The following is a 17,228-nucleotide window of genomic DNA, read 5'->3' on the forward strand; positions in this document are numbered from 1 at the left end:
ACTACAATGTTTAAAATAAAAATTCCGATAAGCATACCTTTATCGGAATTCATTTAATCATGATCTTTCTAGGGCATATCAACCGATGGATTAAGCAACAACCGGTTCAAGTTTTCCTAAAAACTCAGCCATATTCTCAGCCAAGACTTTTCGTTTCTTTGTTCCAACTGTATCTAAAATTACTTCGCCCGACTGGTTACAAATAGAAATAACTTCCATCTCATCATCAGTCACGGCAATAAATAATGTTGGTACTAATTTTAATCTACGTTGCATCACAAGATGGCCAAGCATATTGCCTTGTAAATTATCTAAGTCTTCATCACTCCAAATCTGAAGTAATTCAATATTCATATTCTCAAATTTAGCGGTCATATCTGCGCTAAATTGAGCACCATAAAACGCATGAAAATCATCATGAAGATCTAATTCAATGCCTTTTTCGATATTAACTAACCGAATGCTCTCTTCACGAGCAATAGGTTGCCATGAGATCTCTAAATCACGCGTTTTATCAATACAAGGAGAAGCTAATCCCACTAATTCTTCATTTATCGGAAGGCTATCATGTTTGGCTTTCCATGCTTCCACATAACGTTGACTAAAGTTAGCAAGCGCTTGCTCTACCGAAAGTGGCATTCGATTCTCCTAATAAGACAAAAATTCAAGTAAACTAGCGTCAATTGTATCAAATAGCGCTAATTTATTAAGCGACCTCTATTCTAATCTACTTTTGGCATTTTCAATATGACTAAATACACTAACGCTGATGAGCTAAAATCACTGACTCTTGGCCAGAAAACTGAATACAAACATAGCTATGAGCCAGAATTATTACAGGCCGTTCCTCGTAGCTTAAATCGAGATGATCTTGAGTTAGGTGATGAATTACCTTTTGTTGGTTGTGATGTATGGACACTGTATGAATTGTCTTGGTTAAACCAGAACGGATTGCCTCAAGTTGCCATTGGCGATGTCACTCTACCAGCAACAAGCCCTAACCTTGTTGAATCAAAGTCATTTAAATTATATTTAAATAGCTTTAACCAAACTAAATTCTCTTCATGGGATGAAGTGACTCGTACATTAATTAAAGATTTAAGTGCCTGTGCAGGTGGAGATGTAAAAGTAGAAATACACCCAGTACAAGCTTACTCACAACAACCTATTATCGATATGAAAGGTGAATGTATTGATAACCAAGACATCATTATTGATGATTACGAGTTTGATGCTGACTATTTACAATCAAGTACATTAGAAGAAAACGTCAGTGAAACCTTGCACAGTCATTTATTAAAATCAAACTGCCTTATCACTAATCAACCTGACTGGGGCAGTGTTGAAATTAATTATGACGGTAAGAAAATTGACCGAGAAAAACTACTTCGTTACTTAATCTCTTTCCGTCAACATAATGAATTTCATGAGCAATGTGTTGAGCGTATTTACACCGATATTATGAAATACTGTAAACCTGGCTCATTAACAGTATATGCTCGTTATACACGCCGTGGCGGACTTGATATTAATCCATTCCGTAGTTCACATTTAGCAAAACCAGAACATAACCTACGTTTGGCTCGACAATAAGAATTTAGACACTAAAAGCGTTTAAAATGATGTATTTTGTCTACTTTGAATCGTATTCTTGGTAGACAAATTTCACCACATCGATAGTATGTAATGGTTGTCTTTTAGTGGATCATTTACATGTCTTTGCGTCAATGCCTTCTTATTCTTTTTGTTTTTTTCCCGCTTTCTGCGTGGGCTAAATTTTTCTCTGCGCCGATTTTAAACGACGCTTATCAGTTATTGGATACCAATCCAGAACAAGCTCGATCTATTGCTGAACAATATTTAGAACAGCGTCAAATATCTCCAGAGCAAGACCCTAATCGTATTCATATTAACAATGATTCAGAACGAACTATCCGCACTCCAATAAGTACCGTTGAAGCTTTTCAAATTAAGGCATTAGCAAATAAACGCCTTGACCGTAATCGTGAATCTATTGAATCTATTAAACAAGCAATCGCTCTAGCAAAAGACTTTGACTTAAAGTCTGGTTACTTAGAATCAAAACTTATCTATTCAAGCTTATGGTGGAATTTAACTCAAGATGTTGATGAGACAAATACTATTTTAAAAGAAATCTCTGTCGAGTTAGATGAATATAATAAGCAAATAGCACTGAATCAAAAACTCTATTTTGGATTAGCTTTAATTCATGCCGAAGTAGAATCATTTCAAGGCAATAACAGTCAAGCACAACAATATTATAAGCAAGCCATGTCTCATGGAAGCGCACTTAATGACCCTAGTAGTATGATTTATTATCATATTTCTTACGGTAAGTACTTTTTAAAAAACAAACAATTTGATCAAGCATTAACTGAGTTATTAAGTGCTTACTGGCAATCAATTGAAGCGGACAGAAGTGGCCAATTAGCAACCACTAACTATTTACTTGGGCAGTTATTTTTCCAAAGACAAGTGTTAGATAAAGCATTAGAACATGCCTCGCAATCTGCCGAGTTCTATGGCCGATACAATAACAGCGAGCAACTCTCTAACGTCCTAATTTTAATTGCTCAAATACACTTAAAACAGGGGCGATTTAACTTAGCCTTAGTACAGTACTTCAATGCTCTTGACCAAGAAAAAGAAAAAAATAACGTAGATAAATTAATCTCATTACGTTTAGATATTGCGAATACCTATTTCTTACTTTACAACTATGCGTTAAGTGAACATTACCTTAAACAAGCAAATAACCTTAATGAATACGTAAATTTGCCAGAACAAAAAGCGTGCGCTTCCCTTTTACAGGCGAAACTTTATCTCGTAAATAATAAAACAGGTCTTGCCGTTCAACAGATACAGCAAGCAATCAAATACAGTAAGAAAGATAATGACTTACGTTTAAAGTTACAGTCACAAAAACTGCTATCAAAAACCTATGAGAAAATGGGGCAATATCAGCTCGCGTTAAAAGCCCAAAGAGAATATGAAACCCTGAATTCATCAATCCAAGCAGTACAGAATGAAATCAACGAAGACGTATTTAGACAGCAAAAAAGCATCATTGAGCAATCACTGCATTATCAGGGGTTAGAGCAACAACTTAAAGAGAACCACTTACAAACTCGAAAAATACAAAAAATAGCCGGATTTTTATTGGTTCTTTTAACCTTAATTTCTATCTATGCCTTTAGACAGCAGCAGGTAAATCGATTTCTGAAAAAGCGTCTACATTTACTCTTAAATAAATATTACACTCACCCACGAAGTGGACTACGCAACTTTCGTTTACTAACAGAAAGGCTACCTTCTTCTTTACAACAAAGCAGTTCAAACATAGAGCAATGGCATTTGGGTGAATTAATTAACGAACCATTGAGCGATCGTCTTCGATTCACACTCTTTCATGTACCCATGCTGCAAGAGTTGTACTTTACCCACGGCTATCAAGAAGGGTTATCAATCGAGAAGGAATTTGGCGATTATTTATCGACAGTGGTTACCTTACCAAGTCGAATTTACCATTTCTCTGATGCGAGTTTTCTATACATTGAACACAAATCTGATTCAACATCAAACGCTCAAGAAATGGCAGAAACAGTTCAATCTTGGATAAACAATTTTAAATCAAAAACAATGACCGATAGAACCGTTAATATAGGTATGGTGGAATATCCATTTTTACCACGTGCTTATACCGCTATTAATGATCGTGAATTAATCGACATTTTACTTATGGCGACTAATACAGCTTGCGATATTAGCACTGAAGATTCCGGCAGCCAGTGGGTTCATTATAGAGCGATTGATAATGCACCTGCAGCCAGTTTTGCTAGCAATAATATTATTTCTGCCTGTAAGCAAGCAATTAATCAAGGACTAATTAAAGTCATGACATCCAAACACTAAACTTAGGATTTGGATTATGCATCACAAATTTAATAATAATCACAGGTGAATGATTATCAATTAAACAAACGGCATACTTTTCTTAGTCTGTTAATTATAAATTTGTTATTATGCACAATTAGCCTTATCAATATTTTTATACTTTTTATAACATATGAATTACTCTCTAAATTATTATGATTGAAGTCTCTATCGTTGCCTCTGAGTTAAGTCAGTTAAAGCAACAGCTAGATCAAACACGCTTATCGCATCGTGATACCACATTAAAATCACGTCGTGAAATACTACTTTTAAAACGTATTATTTTGCGCTTCTGTGCTGCGTGTAAACATCATAATGGAGAACTCGATAAAGAGATCGTAGAGCTTGCTACAAGTATTGAACAGGTCGAAAACACATCAGAATTAACAGTACGAATTGCTACCTTTGAACGCTTAATTAACCGTTACAAAATGGATGTTCAAAAAGAACATTCAGTTATGGAAGAACACATTTCTTATTGTGGTGAAACTCTTCAGCGTGTTGTCGGTTTGCCTGCTGGGCTAAAAAGAGATCTTCGAACTCTTTTACAATACCCTTCCCAAGATGGTAGTAAGCATATCCAACGTATTGTTCGGTTAGTCGAACTTTACGAGCGAGCAATTAAATTCATCTCTGTCGGTAAAATTTCGTCTGAAATTAACACCAATGAAATTATTGATGTTGATACTCAAGAGCAACTGAGTCATGAATTGCAGCATCTGATTTCTGAACTGGACTTTGATAATACCTCTGGCAATAAATTACTTGGTATCCGTAATAAATTATTAACGGGAGTTGATGCTGTTTCACTGATTGATTTAGCACTACAAACACTGCAACTGGTGTTAGAAGGAACGAATAACGAACGTAAAGCATCTCAAGCTTTTGTTGGTGATATGAATACTCAGGTAGCACAGATCATCAAAACCAGTGAACAAAACCAAAACCAAGGACAATCTTATTTAGAGCAACGCGCTTTACTCAATGAAGAATACTCTCTTCTAATTAAACAAGCCGAAGGCGTGTTAGAAAGCAAAAGTAGCGAACAAGAATACAAAACAAAAATGGCGATGCTGTTAAGTGAAATGAATGACTTATCAGAACGTAATAAAGCAATGCAATCTCGTGAGGCTGCATTAATTGAGCGTCATGAATATACGACCAAAAAGCTAAATAATTTATACGAAGAGACATTGGAATATCGTCGCCAGCTTAGTGACCAACAACAACGAGTGTTTAAAGACCCATTAACCAAAGTATATAACCGCGCTGCTATGCATGAACGTTTAGACTTGGAATATAAACGTTGGGTTCGTCATCAACATTCGCTTGTCCTTACAATGATAGATATCGATCAGTTCAAACGTATTAATGAAAGGTTTGGTCACTTAGCTGGGGATAAAGCATTATCTATTATCGCAAAAACCATTGAAAACAAAGTATCAGACACCGATTTCGTTGCTCGTTTTAGTGGTGAAGAATTCTTGATTTTATTTACTGAAACCGAGAAAGAAGAAAGAGATAAAGTACTTAAAGCGATTCAATTAGCTATTTCTAAACTGCCTTTCAAATTCAAAGATGATCACGTTCAAATAACGGTATCTATTTGCAGTTCAGAATTTACTAATAGCGACATCCCTGAAAAAGTAATTAAACGCTCAATTGATGCACTTTACAAACAAAAATCAAAAGGCACTGAACAGTTTATCTATCTATGATAACTCACTGCTACGTAATAAATTTACAACAATAAATACTTATAAACCTCTCAAATTTTTCGTTTTTTTCTCGCAAAACCTCCCATTGCTGTGTAAGTTAAATATCTAAACAATAATAAAAACAGCTAGGGAGGCACTATATGATTACTCATATTAGTCCCGCAGGTAGCATGGATTTGCTATCGCAATTAGAAGTCGACCAATTAAAAAAAACAGCCTCTAGTGATGTCTACAGAATGTACCGTAATTGTACGTTAGCCGTCTTAAATTCAGGTAGCCATACTGACAGCTCTAAAGAACTCCTAGAAAAATACGAATCTTTCGATGTGTCAGTAACACGTCGAGATCGAGGCATTAAACTCGAACTAAGTAACCCACCAGAACATGCTTTTGTCGATGGAACCATAATAAAAGGGATCCAAGAGCACCTATTTTCTGTATTACGTGACATGGTGTATGTGAATATGCAAATCGCAGATCACAACCGCCTAAACCTAACAAAAGATACTCACCTAACGAATCTTGTTTTCAGTATTTTACGTAATGCAAAAGCACTTCATACCGGAATTGAGCCTAATCTCGTTGTATGTTGGGGCGGTCACTCTATTAATCCTATCGAATATCAATACACCCGTGAAGTAGGTCATGAACTAGGGTTACGTGAATTAAATATCTGTACAGGTTGTGGACCAGGCGCAATGGAAGGTCCGATGAAGGGAGCCGCTATTGGCCACGCTAAACAACGTTATTCTGAAAGTCGCTTTGTTGGATTAACAGAACCTTCGATTATCGCGGCAGAGCCGCCAAACCCAATTGTAAATGAATTGATTATCATGCCAGATATTGAAAAACGATTAGAAGCGTTTGTTCGTATGGCTCATGGTATTGTTATTTTTCCTGGCGGACCGGGAACAGCAGAAGAGTTACTGTATATCTTAGGGATCATGATGAACCCAGCCAATCGCCAGCAACCAATGCCAATTGTATTAACAGGACCAAAAGAGAGTGAAGCTTACTTCCTTGCTATCGACATTTTTATACGAGAAACACTGGGTGAAGAAGCGACACATTATTATGAAATAGTGGTCGATGATCCTGAAAAAGCAGCAGTGATGATTAATCATGGCATCAAAAAAGTGAAAGAATACCGTAAAGCAACGGATGATTCTTACAGCTTTAACTGGGCGCTAAAAATTGAATCTGAGTTCCAACACCCGTTCGAACCAACTCATGAAGCAATGTCTGCACTTGATTTACATTTAGATCAACCAACAGAAAACCTCGCAGCAAGTTTACGCCAAGCATTCTCTGGAATTGTCGCGGGTAATGTAAAAGCTGAAGGCATTGCTGAAATAGAAAAACACGGGGTCTTTAAGCTTCATGGAGATCCTAAGTTAATGAAGAAAATGGATCGCCTACTACAAGATTTTGTTAAGCAAGGTCGAATGAAGCTTCCTGGTTCTAAATATGTTCCTTGTTATGAAATCGTCGTAGATTAAGGCTGGTATCTCCCCTACTCACTAACGTACAATAATAGGCCTACACCTTTGTGTAGGCCTTTTTATTTTTTATATATAGGAATGAATACGTTATGGCAATTCATCTGGTTATTATTGACGCATTAAACCTTATTCGTCGAGTTCATTCAGCTCAACCAAACCAAGATGATATTCAAGCAGTGATTACCACCACTAGCCGTACAATAAATCGTATTTTAAAAGAAACCGAACCAACCCATATCATTGCCGTATTTGATCATCATTTACAAGATAGAGGGTGGCGAGCAGAAGTCTTACCTAAATACAAAGAAGACAGAAAACCAATGCCTGAAGCTCTTCAACAAGGCATGGACAGTATTCAAGATGCATGGTGGAAACTCGGTATAGATTCACTTTTATCTGATGGTGATGAAGCCGATGATTTAGTTGCGACTTTGGCAAATAAAGTGGCTGCGCATAATGAACAAGTAACCATCATCTCGACAGATAAAGGCTATTGCCAGTTACTTTCCCCTACGCTTCGTATACGAGATTATTTTCAACATCGTTGGTTAGATGCTCCGTTTATTGAAAAAGAATTCGGTTTAAAACCAGATCAACTCGCTGATTATTGGGGACTAGCAGGAATAAGCTCAAGTAAAATAACCGGCATTCCGGGTATTGGCCCTAAAGCGGCATTAGAAATATTAACTCAATTCCCAACAATTGAAGCAGCAAACGAATCTGAAGAATTACCAAAAAAATACCGTAAGAAATTTGATGAGTATTATGAAACTGCAATTCTATGTAGAAAAGTGGCTGGATTAAGAACTGACATTGAGCTTGGGTTTAATTTGCAAGATATTCGATATGAGAAGCCAGAATCAGGGACTAGGGACTAGCATGTTAGCTTCTATATACTTAGTTAATCTTAAATAAAAACGCCCGCTGATTATTAACATCAGCGGGCGTTTTTTTATCTCTCAATAATTGATATTACACCAATATTAGTGTGGAGAAATATTTGAAATTGCTTGGATATGAACCGTAATTTCTTCACGGTCATGATACAAATGCTTCGCTTGAAGCTTGTATTGGAAGTTATTCTTCTTCAAAAACTCTTTTAAGTTTTCAATATCTTGAAGTACTTCATCGTAACGGCCTTTCATTGGTAATTTAAGGTTGAATAGTGCTTCTTTAGCCCAACCTTTAATTAACCACTCACCCATAAGGTGTGCAACTCGTGCAGGCTTTTCAATCATGTCACACACGATCCACGTTACGTTCTTTCTTGCAGGCTCAAATTTAAAACCATCAACCATATGATGTTTAACTTGTCCTGTATCCATTAAACTCTGTGCCATCATGCCATTATCAATTGCATGAACAAACATAGAACGCTTAACTAATTGATATGTCCAACCACCAGGACATGCACCTAAATCAACGCCCCACATACCAGAAGCTAAACGAGTATCCCACTCATCACGTGGAATGAATACGTGAAACGCTTCTTCTAGCTTAAGTGTTGAACGGCTTGGTGCATCCGATGGGAATTTCAAACGAGGAATACCCATAAAGAATTTTGAGTTATTGTTGGTGTAAGAATAACCTACATAGCAATGACCAGGTGCAATAAAGCAAATATGCATAACTGGGATTCGATCTGAATCTCTTGCTGTTAGCATCTCTTTGCCGCGTAATGCGATACGCATTGGCACTGTAAATTTACGGCAGAATTTTAATAATTCTTTTGCTTCATTCGTATCTGGCGTTTCAATACGAATATCACCACAACAAGGTAAATTTTCAACATCAACTAATGCATTCAAAATTGGTGAAATACGATCTTCAGATGGTAAATCACTTAATTCAGTAGCTACCGCAAACATTTGACGAGCAAAAATAAGCTCATTAAATTTAATGTCACGGATCAGTTTATCTGCATCGCCTTCCTGATAGCATTCAAATAGCACATAGCCTGTATTATTTTTTAGGCGAGGAAAACCAAACACTTCAAGTTGAGTGGCTTTATCTTGGATCTCACCTGCACACTCTTTCTCAAAACCAGAGCGACAATAGAACATTACTTGTTTCACTTTGAAACCTCAGTCAAACGATAAGTTGAAACAGCCAGCGTTAGCCAACCGATAATAAAACAGAGTCCACCTAATGGAGTAATTGGCCCAAACCATTTTATCCCAGTGAACACTAATGCATATAAACTACCACTGAAAAATAACATTCCAATGGTAAATAGCAAGGCGGCGTATGATACCCCTTTTGAAAATGAATTTCTCAACAAAATTCCACATCCAAACAGAGCAAGTGTATGCCACATTTGGTATTGCACTGCAGTCTCATATACATCAAGTAGATAGGGAGATAAAACAGCCTTTAAACCGTGCGCACCAAAAGCGCCTAACCCAACGGTTATTGCCCCACTAATACTGGCGATAAGTAAACATAAACGACTATTCATCATCCGTTATCTCTTGCTCACTGCGTGCTTTACTCAGTATCCACTCTCTAAACGTTGCAATACGGCCAGTGTCTGCTTGTTTTTCACTACAAACTAAATAAAACGCGTTCTTACTTATAAGTAACTCTTCAAAAGGCGCAACTAATCGACCCGCATCCAATTCAGGTTGAGCAAGAACATTATTACCTAGAGCAATACCTTGTCCATGCGCCGCAGCTTGTAACACCATAGTTGAATGGCTAAAAATTGGCCCTTGGTTAACATTCATGCCTTGTAAATCAAACTGTTTTACAAACTGCTTCCAATCTTTACGTGACGTGTCATGCAGTAACGTATGGAAACGTAGATCATCAATCGTTGCTAACGGCTTTTCATTTAGCAGAACTTGTGGTGAACATAATGGCAATAACTGCTCTTGGTATAACAAATCAACTCGTAAACCCGGCCAATTACCACGACCATAATAAATCGCAACATCAACGTCTTCAGTTAATGAACCTTCATCCATATCAACCGCTTTAATACGTACATCAATATCTGGTTCTTGATTATTAAAATCAGATAATCGAGGTACAAGCCATTGAATTGCAAAACTTGGTGGCAAACTAATGGTTAGAGCGCCTTTCGCACTTCTTTCCAATACTTTATCTGTTGCTTCTGATAAAGAAGAGAAGATTTCTTTAATATCTAAAAAGTAACTTTGTCCCTCCTCTGTTAGAAGTAAAGAGCGGTTACGGCGACGAAATAGCTTTAAGCCTAGAAACTCTTCTAATGCTTTAATTTGGTGGCTAACTGCCGCTTGTGTAACAAATAATTCTTCAGCTGCACGAGTAAAGCTTAGGTGTCTAGCAGCCGCTTCAAACACACGTAAAGAATTTAAAGGTGGTAATCTTCGAGACATAAGAACTCACATTCTGAACCATTAGTTTTTTTAATGCTAAGTATTATAAATTGTCCATTGCCGAACTACCAGATAAAACCTAATATTGGCTCCGTTGTTTAGAGGAAAGACATATATTCCTCCCTGAGTATCTTTTTCTACCCTCTAGACTCCAATGTTGTGTTTGCATATTGGCTCGACTGTTAGAGCCCCGAGTATTGATTTCAAATTATTTGTTAGCAATACCCAATTATTTACTACATTTTGACCTTTTGGTTAAAAAAGATTCTAGCACCGTTTAATACGGTGCTTTTTTTTGCCTGTAATTTTGACTTACCTGCCAGAAATCCGCATCATTGTCGCTGCCCGCTTACCCTATAAAGAAAATCATTATGACTGCATTTACTGTTGACGCTGTTCGCTCTCAATTTCCAGCTTTAGCTCAAGACGTTAATGGCCAACCTATTGCCTATTTTGATAGTGCCGCAACGACACAAAAACCATTGTCGGTATTAAATGCTATTCAAGATTACTATCAAAAAAGTAATGCTAATGTGCATCGCGGTAGTCATAGTCTAACCGCCTCAGCAACACTGCAATTTGAACAAGCTCGTGAGATAGTTCAACACTTTATTAATGCTAAAAGCAGTAAAGAAATAATTTGGACTCGCGGAGCAACAGAAGCCATTAATTTGATCGCTCAAACCTACGCTCGCAGTACATTAAAAGCGGGTGACGAAATTCTAATCAGTGAATTAGAACACCACGCTAACATTGTTCCTTGGCAAATTGTGGCAGAACAAACGGGAGCAACCGTTGTAAAAATCCCAATGAAACCAGATTGCACATTAGATATGAAAGCATTTGAGTCATTGGTAACCAAACGCACTAAGATTGTAGCTGTTGCTCAAGTCACCAACGTAACTGGCACATTAAATCCAATCGATGACATCATTACAACGGCACATAAATTTGGCGCCATTGTCGTTGTTGATGGTGCTCAAGGTATTGTTCATCATGAAGTGGATGTTCAAACAATGGATGCTGATTTTTATGTTTTCTCTGGTCATAAATTATTTGCTCCTGCAGGTATTGGCGCTCTATATGGAAAACAAGATTTATTAGAATTTATGCCTGTATGGCATGGTGGCGGTAAAATGGTTGAAAAGGTTTCGTTTGAAAAAACGACTTTTGCAGAACTACCAGGAAAATTTGAAGCTGGCACCCCAAACGTTGCCGGAGCGATTGCTTTTGCGACAGCAATCAATTGGGTTAAGCAATTCGCCCATGATGATCTAAATTCTCACATCGACGAACTTCGCCAAATGGCTATTGATGGCATCAAAGATATTGAAGATTTGCAATTCATCGGTTTACAAGATAATGCGAGTTTATTTTCTTTTGTTATTGATGGTGTCCACCACCAAGATATTGCAACGCTATTAGACCAACAAGGCATTGCCGTTCGCTCTGGAAATCATTGTGCTCATCCCATGCTAGATGCACTAGGATTAACCGGAACTGTACGTGTTTCATTTGCCTTGTATAATACAAAGCAAGATGTTCAACGTTTTATCGATGCGCTAAATAAAGCCGCAGATATGCTATAAGCTCAAATTAAAGGTATTTTATTTATGTCTACATTCCCTTCATCTCCTTTTGGTTTTGACATCACTCACACCACTGTATTGGAGTTAATGAGTGAAGCGAAAGGTTGGGAAGACCGTTATCGTAACGTGATTCAATTAGGTAAAAAGCTGCCTAAAATGCCAGAAGATCTTCAGCAAGAGAACGTGACGATTTCAGGTTGTGAAAGCAAAGTGTGGCTACAACATGAAGTTATAGATAGTGTTTATTATTTCTGTGCTGATTCTGACGCGCGTATTGTTAGAGGGCTTATCGCATTAGTGATGGCTGCTGTTAATAATAAAACAGCTAAAGATATTAGCGTATTTGATATGGATGGTTATTTTGCTCAATTAGGGTTAATTGAACATTTAAGCCCATCGCGTGGTAATGGGCTTAAAGCTATTATTGAAACGATAAATGAACTAATAGAGCAGGCTTAAGGCCGCTTCGCTTGAAGGATTCAGGGAGAGCCTTGGAATAATAGAGCCTATACCTGAAACCTTTAGGAAGCTTGCGACCGTCCTGAAGCCTAGTTCCTATTTGCTATGTTTCTCAATCAACTTCTCTACAATTCTCGACACCGCCACAAATCCAAACGTCGCAGTAACTACCGTAGCGGCACCAAAACCACTCGCACAATCCATACGTTTAGGGCCTTCCGCAGTTGCTTTAGTTGCACACACAGAGCCATCCGCTTGTGGGTATTTCAAATGCTCTGTTGAATATACGCAATCAATGCCAAATTTACGCTTAGGATTCTTAGTGAAATAATGGTGACGACGTAAAGTATCACGCAATTTCTTCGCTAATGGGTCTTGAATTGTTTTGGTTAAATCTGTGATTTGAATTTGAGTTGGATCTGTTTGGCCACCCGCACCACCGGTTGTAATCACTTTAATCTTATTACTCTTACAATATGCTAATAACGCAGCTTTTGGCTTCATGCTATCAATCGCATCAAGCACATAATCAAACTCTTTAGAGATGTATTCAGCTTGATTTTCTGGCGTAATAAAATCATCAATTAAATTAATTTTACACTCAGGGTTAATTAATTTAATGCGATCAGCCATTACTTCAATTTTACTTTTGCCAATCGTACCCGTCATTGCGTGAATTTGACGGTTAATATTTGTCACACACACATCATCCATATCAATCAAGGTGATCTCACCAAGACCTGTACGAACCAATGCTTCAACCGCCCAAGAGCCCACACCACCAATACCCACAACACAAACATGTGCAGCACGCATAATTTCTACTTCACTATTACCATACAAACGGCGAGTGCCACCAAAACGTTGGTCATAACTTTCAGAAGCAGGAGTGGTTAATTCGCGCATGGGGTTACCTTACTCAAAAACAAAAAAAGAGCACGATTTATACGCACTCTTTTTTAGAAGATCAAGCTTTAAGAAAATCAGAATTATTTCTGTTCTATTTCTTTTTTGGCATTTCCCATGGATTTTCAGTTTCAGAATCTTTTAAACCAAGTTTCCATACTCGACCAAAATGTTTAAAGTGACCAGCAGCAATACCAGCCTCTGGACCCATGCCGTAGTATTGGTCTAAATGATTTTCTTTTACCGCACCACCAGTATCTAATGCCAATAATACTTTAAGTACATGCTTACCTGTCCACTTACCGTCTTTATCTAATTGAGGCACCTCTGCAAGTATAGGGGTTCCCATAGGCAATAAAGTACGATCAGCTGCAACCGCCGCGCCAGCAAGTAAAGGGATCCCAGCCGTACCTAACACATGGTTAGCGTCTCGTGGTGAAAAGAACACATAAGATGGATTGGTTTCTAACAGTTCACGAACCGTCGCTTCATCATTTTTAGCAACCCACTCTTTAATCGCTTTAAGTGACATATCTTTACGTTCAACTTCGCCACGCTCAATCAGCACCTTACCAATACTTACGTAAGGGTGATTATTTTTACCACCGTAGGCAAAATACTGAAGCTTGTCATCATCACCAAAATGAATAAAGCCACTACCCTGAACTTCCATAATAAACGGATCAATCATATTATCTGAATATCCAAGTTCTAGACCCAAGCCAGATAAAGCACCTGCATTAATTTCTGCTCTTGTAGGGCAATTAGAACCACAGTCTGGTTTATCATAAACTGGGTATTTAAACGTTTCGTTTGGCGTATGGCGCATTTCAATCACTGGTGAAAAGTAGCCAGTGAACATTACATTACCTTGTTTGTCGCCACCACCCATTTGAGCAAATTGAATACCATAAGCTGAAAGCTCTGCTGGATTTGAGCTTTCATCAATCCACTTTTGTAATTGTACATACAGCTCTTCATAACGTAATGACATTGATTCCGAACGATTAACAACTTCTGCGCTTTGTTTTTTGAAGGCACTAAAATCAGAAGGGTTATCTGAGTGAATCTCACTGACTTCATTTAAGTTACTGCTGAATCCGCCATCAAGATATTGCTGAGCACGATCCGTAGGACGATCGGCACAACCAGCTAAAGCCAAAAGAACACACACAAGAGAAAATTTACGAAACACAATAAAGCCTTATTGATAAATAGTGAGGGAAGAATGACAAACAAATAGAGGGAGAGCAATTCCTTACACTAGAATAAATGTAAGAAAAGGAGAATTTTGACAAAACTTGACACAAAGTTACTGCCACCCGCCAAGTAAGTACAATGAAAAATAATTACTTGGAAGGTTTAGTTATTATTTTTTGCTAAAACTAGACTTATAATGCGTTGGTTGAACACGTAGTAATTCCGCACCATCCTTATCTTCAACCATATAAACATACAGCGTCTCACCATGTTTATAACTTAACTTAGTGCCATCAAATTCGAATTTAGTACTAATTAAGCGACCATGAGTATAAATACCTCCTTCACTAATCGTGAAGCTGTCTTGAGCATAACTAGGAACGCCTAACTCAACCCAATTACCATACAATTGAGATGCTGGCATCTGAGCAAACGCACCCGATTTATACATAGCGGCAATAACAGAAGCAACTAATCCAATAGCAACAAAACTAATTAAAACTAACAATCGAATTTTTCTTCTTTTTAACTCTTTTTCTTGAGCACGACTCATTATGTTGCCTACTAAAAATAACTTATATATAAGGATATCGGCAATTATTAAAAATATTAAGAAAAACTTATGTGACCTTCTACTAAACACTTGTACAACAAGAAATAATTAGTCACTATATGTGAATAGATAACCACTCATGGATGAATAATGTGAAGTTTCGTAGTACTGCTTTAGTTAAAGGCTTTCGTCAGTCCGCACCTTATGTAAATGCTCACCGCGATAAAACGGTGGTTATTATGCTAGGAGGAGAAGCGATTGCTGACCCAAACTTTGCCAATATTGTTAATGATATTGCTCTCTTAAATTCCCTTGGATTACGAATTGTCATTGTTTACGGCACTCGACCTCAAATGCGTGCTCAACTTGAATCAACATCACATGAGGCGCCTTTTCATAAAGGGATCAGAGTTACAGATGAACAAACCTTAGAGCTTGTTAAACAAATTGCAGGGCAATTACAACTCGATATTACCGCTCGCCTCTCGATGAGCTTAAACAATACCCCCATGGCTGGCGCTCAGATTAATGTCATCAGTGGCAACTTTATTATTGCTCAACCTCTTGGTGTCGATGACGGTGTTGATTACTGTCATAGTGGCCGTGTTAGAAGAATTGATACTAATGGTATTAATCGAATGCTCGACCAACAATCCATCGTTTTACTCGGTCCTGTTGCAAGCTCAGTAACTGGCGAGTGCTTTAACCTTTTATCTGAAGATGTTGCCACACAATTAGCGATTCGACTAAACGCAGATAAACTCATTGGCTTTTGTTCTGAACAAGGCGTACTTAATAACAATGGTCAAATATTAGCAGAACTTTTTCCTAGTGAAGCCGAAGAGATCCTTCAACGACTAGAAAAAGACGTATCACCTAACGATGGTAACTCCACCGGAACCATTCGATTCTTGAAAGGATCGATTACTGCGTGCAAAGCTGGTGTACCACGAAGTCATTTAATTAGCTACAAAGAAGATGGCGCATTAATTCAAGAGCTATTTTCTTTTGATGGCATTGGAACTCAAGTGGTTATGGCAAGCTCAGAACAAGTACGAGATGCTGAAATTGATGATATCGGTGGCATCATGGATTTGATCCACCCATTAGAAGAGGAAGGGATTTTAGTTCGTCGTTCTCGTGAACAATTAGAACAAGAAATAGCTCAATTTACGATTATCGAAAAAGATGGTTTAGTCATCGCTTGTGCTGCTCTTTATCCATTCCCTGAAGACAAAATGGCTGAGATGGGTTGTGTTGCTGTTCATCCTGATTACCGAGATGGTGACCGTGGCGTTACCTTACTTAACCGCTTACGAGTTAAAGCCAAACAATTTAAACTGTCACAACTATTTGTTCTTACGACTCGCAGCCTTCATTGGTTTAGAGAGCAAGGTTTCGTCGAGGTCGATGTTTTACATCTACCAATGAAAAAACAGAAATTATACAACTATCAGCGGAAATCGAAGATCTTAGTATTAAAAGATCTATAAATAAAAAAGGCCGCATTGGTGTTATCCAATGCGGCCTTCTAAAATATATTCGCTTCTCTTTAGTGAGCAGCAGTGTTAGAAAACAGATTAACGACTAATACACCAGATAGAATAAGACCTATTCCCGCTACAGCAGGTAAATCTAGTTTTTGCCCATAAGCAAAATATCCAATACCTGCAACCAAGACAATCCCAGCCCCGCTCCATATCGCATAAACAATTCCTACTGGCATACTTTTAACTGTTATTGAAAGTAAAAAGAATGCAATAGCATAACCCACACCAACGATAAGGCTTGGTGTTAATTTCGTGAATTGTTCTGTTTTGGGAATGTAAGAGGTCGCTATTACTTCGGAAATAATAGCAATAATAAGCGCCATTGCTGGTGGCATTGAAACAAGTAGTTTAAACATATAACGGAACAGCCATATTAATACCAACTATATCAATCATCTAATTAATGATATTGGTAGAAAAAAAGATCCGGTATTCCTT

16 protein-coding genes are annotated in these 17,228 nt (G+C 37.7%); 8 read left to right on the plus strand and 8 right to left on the minus strand.

The features are described 5' to 3' along the window. Positions 1–90: 90 nt before the first annotated feature. Positions 91–639, minus strand: a complete 549-nt coding sequence (gene syd, locus BTO23_RS09005) for a SecY-interacting protein (protein ID WP_105063390.1) — start codon at positions 637–639, stop codon at positions 91–93. Positions 640–747: 108 nt separating this feature from the next. On the opposite strand from syd, the gene queF reads away from it, so the two are divergent. From queF to xni, 5 genes are all read left to right on the plus strand, one after another. After that, positions 748–1,593, plus strand: coding sequence for an NADPH-dependent 7-cyano-7-deazaguanine reductase QueF (queF, locus tag BTO23_RS09010; RefSeq protein WP_105063391.1), 846 nt, complete (start codon positions 748–750; stop codon positions 1,591–1,593). A gap of 120 nt (positions 1,594–1,713) precedes the next feature. Next, positions 1,714–3,933, plus strand: a complete 2,220-nt coding sequence (locus BTO23_RS09015) for a tetratricopeptide repeat protein (RefSeq protein ID WP_061037285.1) — start codon at positions 1,714–1,716, stop codon at positions 3,931–3,933. Between the two features lie 176 nt (positions 3,934–4,109). Further along, a complete protein-coding gene (locus tag BTO23_RS09020) occupies positions 4,110–5,672 on the plus strand; it encodes a GGDEF domain-containing protein (protein WP_060993678.1) in 1,563 nt (520 codons plus the stop codon). Positions 5,673–5,812: 140 nt separating this feature from the next. After that, positions 5,813–7,171, plus strand: a complete 1,359-nt coding sequence (gene ppnN / locus BTO23_RS09025) for a nucleotide 5'-monophosphate nucleosidase PpnN (protein ID WP_105063392.1) — start codon at positions 5,813–5,815, stop codon at positions 7,169–7,171. A 92-nt stretch (positions 7,172–7,263) separates the two neighbouring features. Continuing rightward, positions 7,264–8,052 (plus strand): flap endonuclease Xni, encoded by a 789-nt coding sequence (gene xni / locus BTO23_RS09030; protein WP_060993680.1) that lies wholly within the window; start codon positions 7,264–7,266, stop codon positions 8,050–8,052. 105 nt (positions 8,053–8,157) lie between these two features. On the opposite strand, the gene rlmM is transcribed toward xni, so the two are convergent. The 3 genes from rlmM to BTO23_RS09045 are packed head-to-tail and all read right to left on the minus strand — an operon-like array spanning position 8,158 to position 10,533. Continuing rightward, a complete protein-coding gene (gene rlmM / locus BTO23_RS09035) occupies positions 8,158–9,249 on the minus strand; it encodes a 23S rRNA (cytidine(2498)-2'-O)-methyltransferase RlmM (RefSeq protein WP_060993681.1) in 1,092 nt (363 codons plus the stop codon). Further along, on the minus strand, positions 9,246–9,632 hold the full coding sequence (locus tag BTO23_RS09040; protein ID WP_060993708.1) for a DUF423 domain-containing protein: 387 nt from the start codon (positions 9,630–9,632) through the stop codon (positions 9,246–9,248). Before BTO23_RS09040 ends, rlmM begins: the two co-directional genes overlap by 4 nt. After that, positions 9,625–10,533, minus strand: a complete 909-nt coding sequence (locus BTO23_RS09045; protein ID WP_060993682.1) for a transcriptional regulator GcvA — start codon at positions 10,531–10,533, stop codon at positions 9,625–9,627. The genes BTO23_RS09040 and BTO23_RS09045 overlap by 8 nt, the downstream gene beginning before the upstream one ends. Positions 10,534–10,904: 371 nt before the next feature. Here BTO23_RS09045 and csdA point away from each other — a divergent pair, with 371 nt between their 5' ends. Together csdA and csdE are read left to right on the plus strand one after the other, a co-directional pair. Further along, entirely contained in the window at positions 10,905–12,122 is a 1,218-nt protein-coding gene (gene csdA, locus BTO23_RS09050) for a cysteine desulfurase CsdA (protein ID WP_060993683.1), read from the plus strand. A gap of 24 nt (positions 12,123–12,146) precedes the next feature. Further along, positions 12,147–12,581 (plus strand): cysteine desulfurase sulfur acceptor subunit CsdE, encoded by a 435-nt coding sequence (csdE, locus tag BTO23_RS09055; protein ID WP_060993684.1) that lies wholly within the window; start codon positions 12,147–12,149, stop codon positions 12,579–12,581. 96 nt (positions 12,582–12,677) lie between these two features. Here csdE and tcdA read toward each other — a convergent pair whose 3' ends face one another. The 3 genes from tcdA to BTO23_RS09070 all read right to left on the minus strand — a co-directional run bounded on the left by tcdA (position 12,678) and on the right by BTO23_RS09070 (position 15,240). Further along, positions 12,678–13,487 (minus strand): tRNA cyclic N6-threonylcarbamoyladenosine(37) synthase TcdA, encoded by an 810-nt coding sequence (tcdA, locus tag BTO23_RS09060; RefSeq protein ID WP_105063393.1) that lies wholly within the window; start codon positions 13,485–13,487, stop codon positions 12,678–12,680. A 94-nt stretch (positions 13,488–13,581) separates the two neighbouring features. Then, the gene (mltA, locus tag BTO23_RS09065; protein ID WP_060993686.1) at positions 13,582–14,682 is read right to left on the minus strand and encodes a murein transglycosylase A; all 1,101 of its coding nucleotides are present in this window, start codon (positions 14,680–14,682) and stop codon (positions 13,582–13,584) included. 174 nt (positions 14,683–14,856) lie between these two features. Beyond that, the gene (locus BTO23_RS09070) at positions 14,857–15,240 is read right to left on the minus strand and encodes a DUF2850 domain-containing protein (RefSeq protein ID WP_060993687.1); all 384 of its coding nucleotides are present in this window, start codon (positions 15,238–15,240) and stop codon (positions 14,857–14,859) included. 152 nt (positions 15,241–15,392) lie between these two features. On the opposite strand from BTO23_RS09070, the gene argA reads away from it, so the two are divergent. Next, entirely contained in the window at positions 15,393–16,733 is a 1,341-nt protein-coding gene (gene argA, locus BTO23_RS09075) for an amino-acid N-acetyltransferase (protein ID WP_061005252.1), read from the plus strand. 59 nt (positions 16,734–16,792) lie between these two features. Here argA and BTO23_RS09080 read toward each other — a convergent pair whose 3' ends face one another. Then, positions 16,793–17,125: a DMT family transporter gene (locus tag BTO23_RS09080; RefSeq protein WP_172794780.1), complete on the minus strand. Its 333-nt coding sequence runs from the start codon at positions 17,123–17,125 to the stop codon at positions 16,793–16,795. Between the last annotated feature and the right edge of the window lie 103 nt (positions 17,126–17,228).

It is taken from the genome of Aliivibrio sifiae, assembly GCF_002954715.1.
Classification (GTDB): domain Bacteria; phylum Pseudomonadota; class Gammaproteobacteria; order Enterobacterales; family Vibrionaceae; genus Aliivibrio; species Aliivibrio sifiae.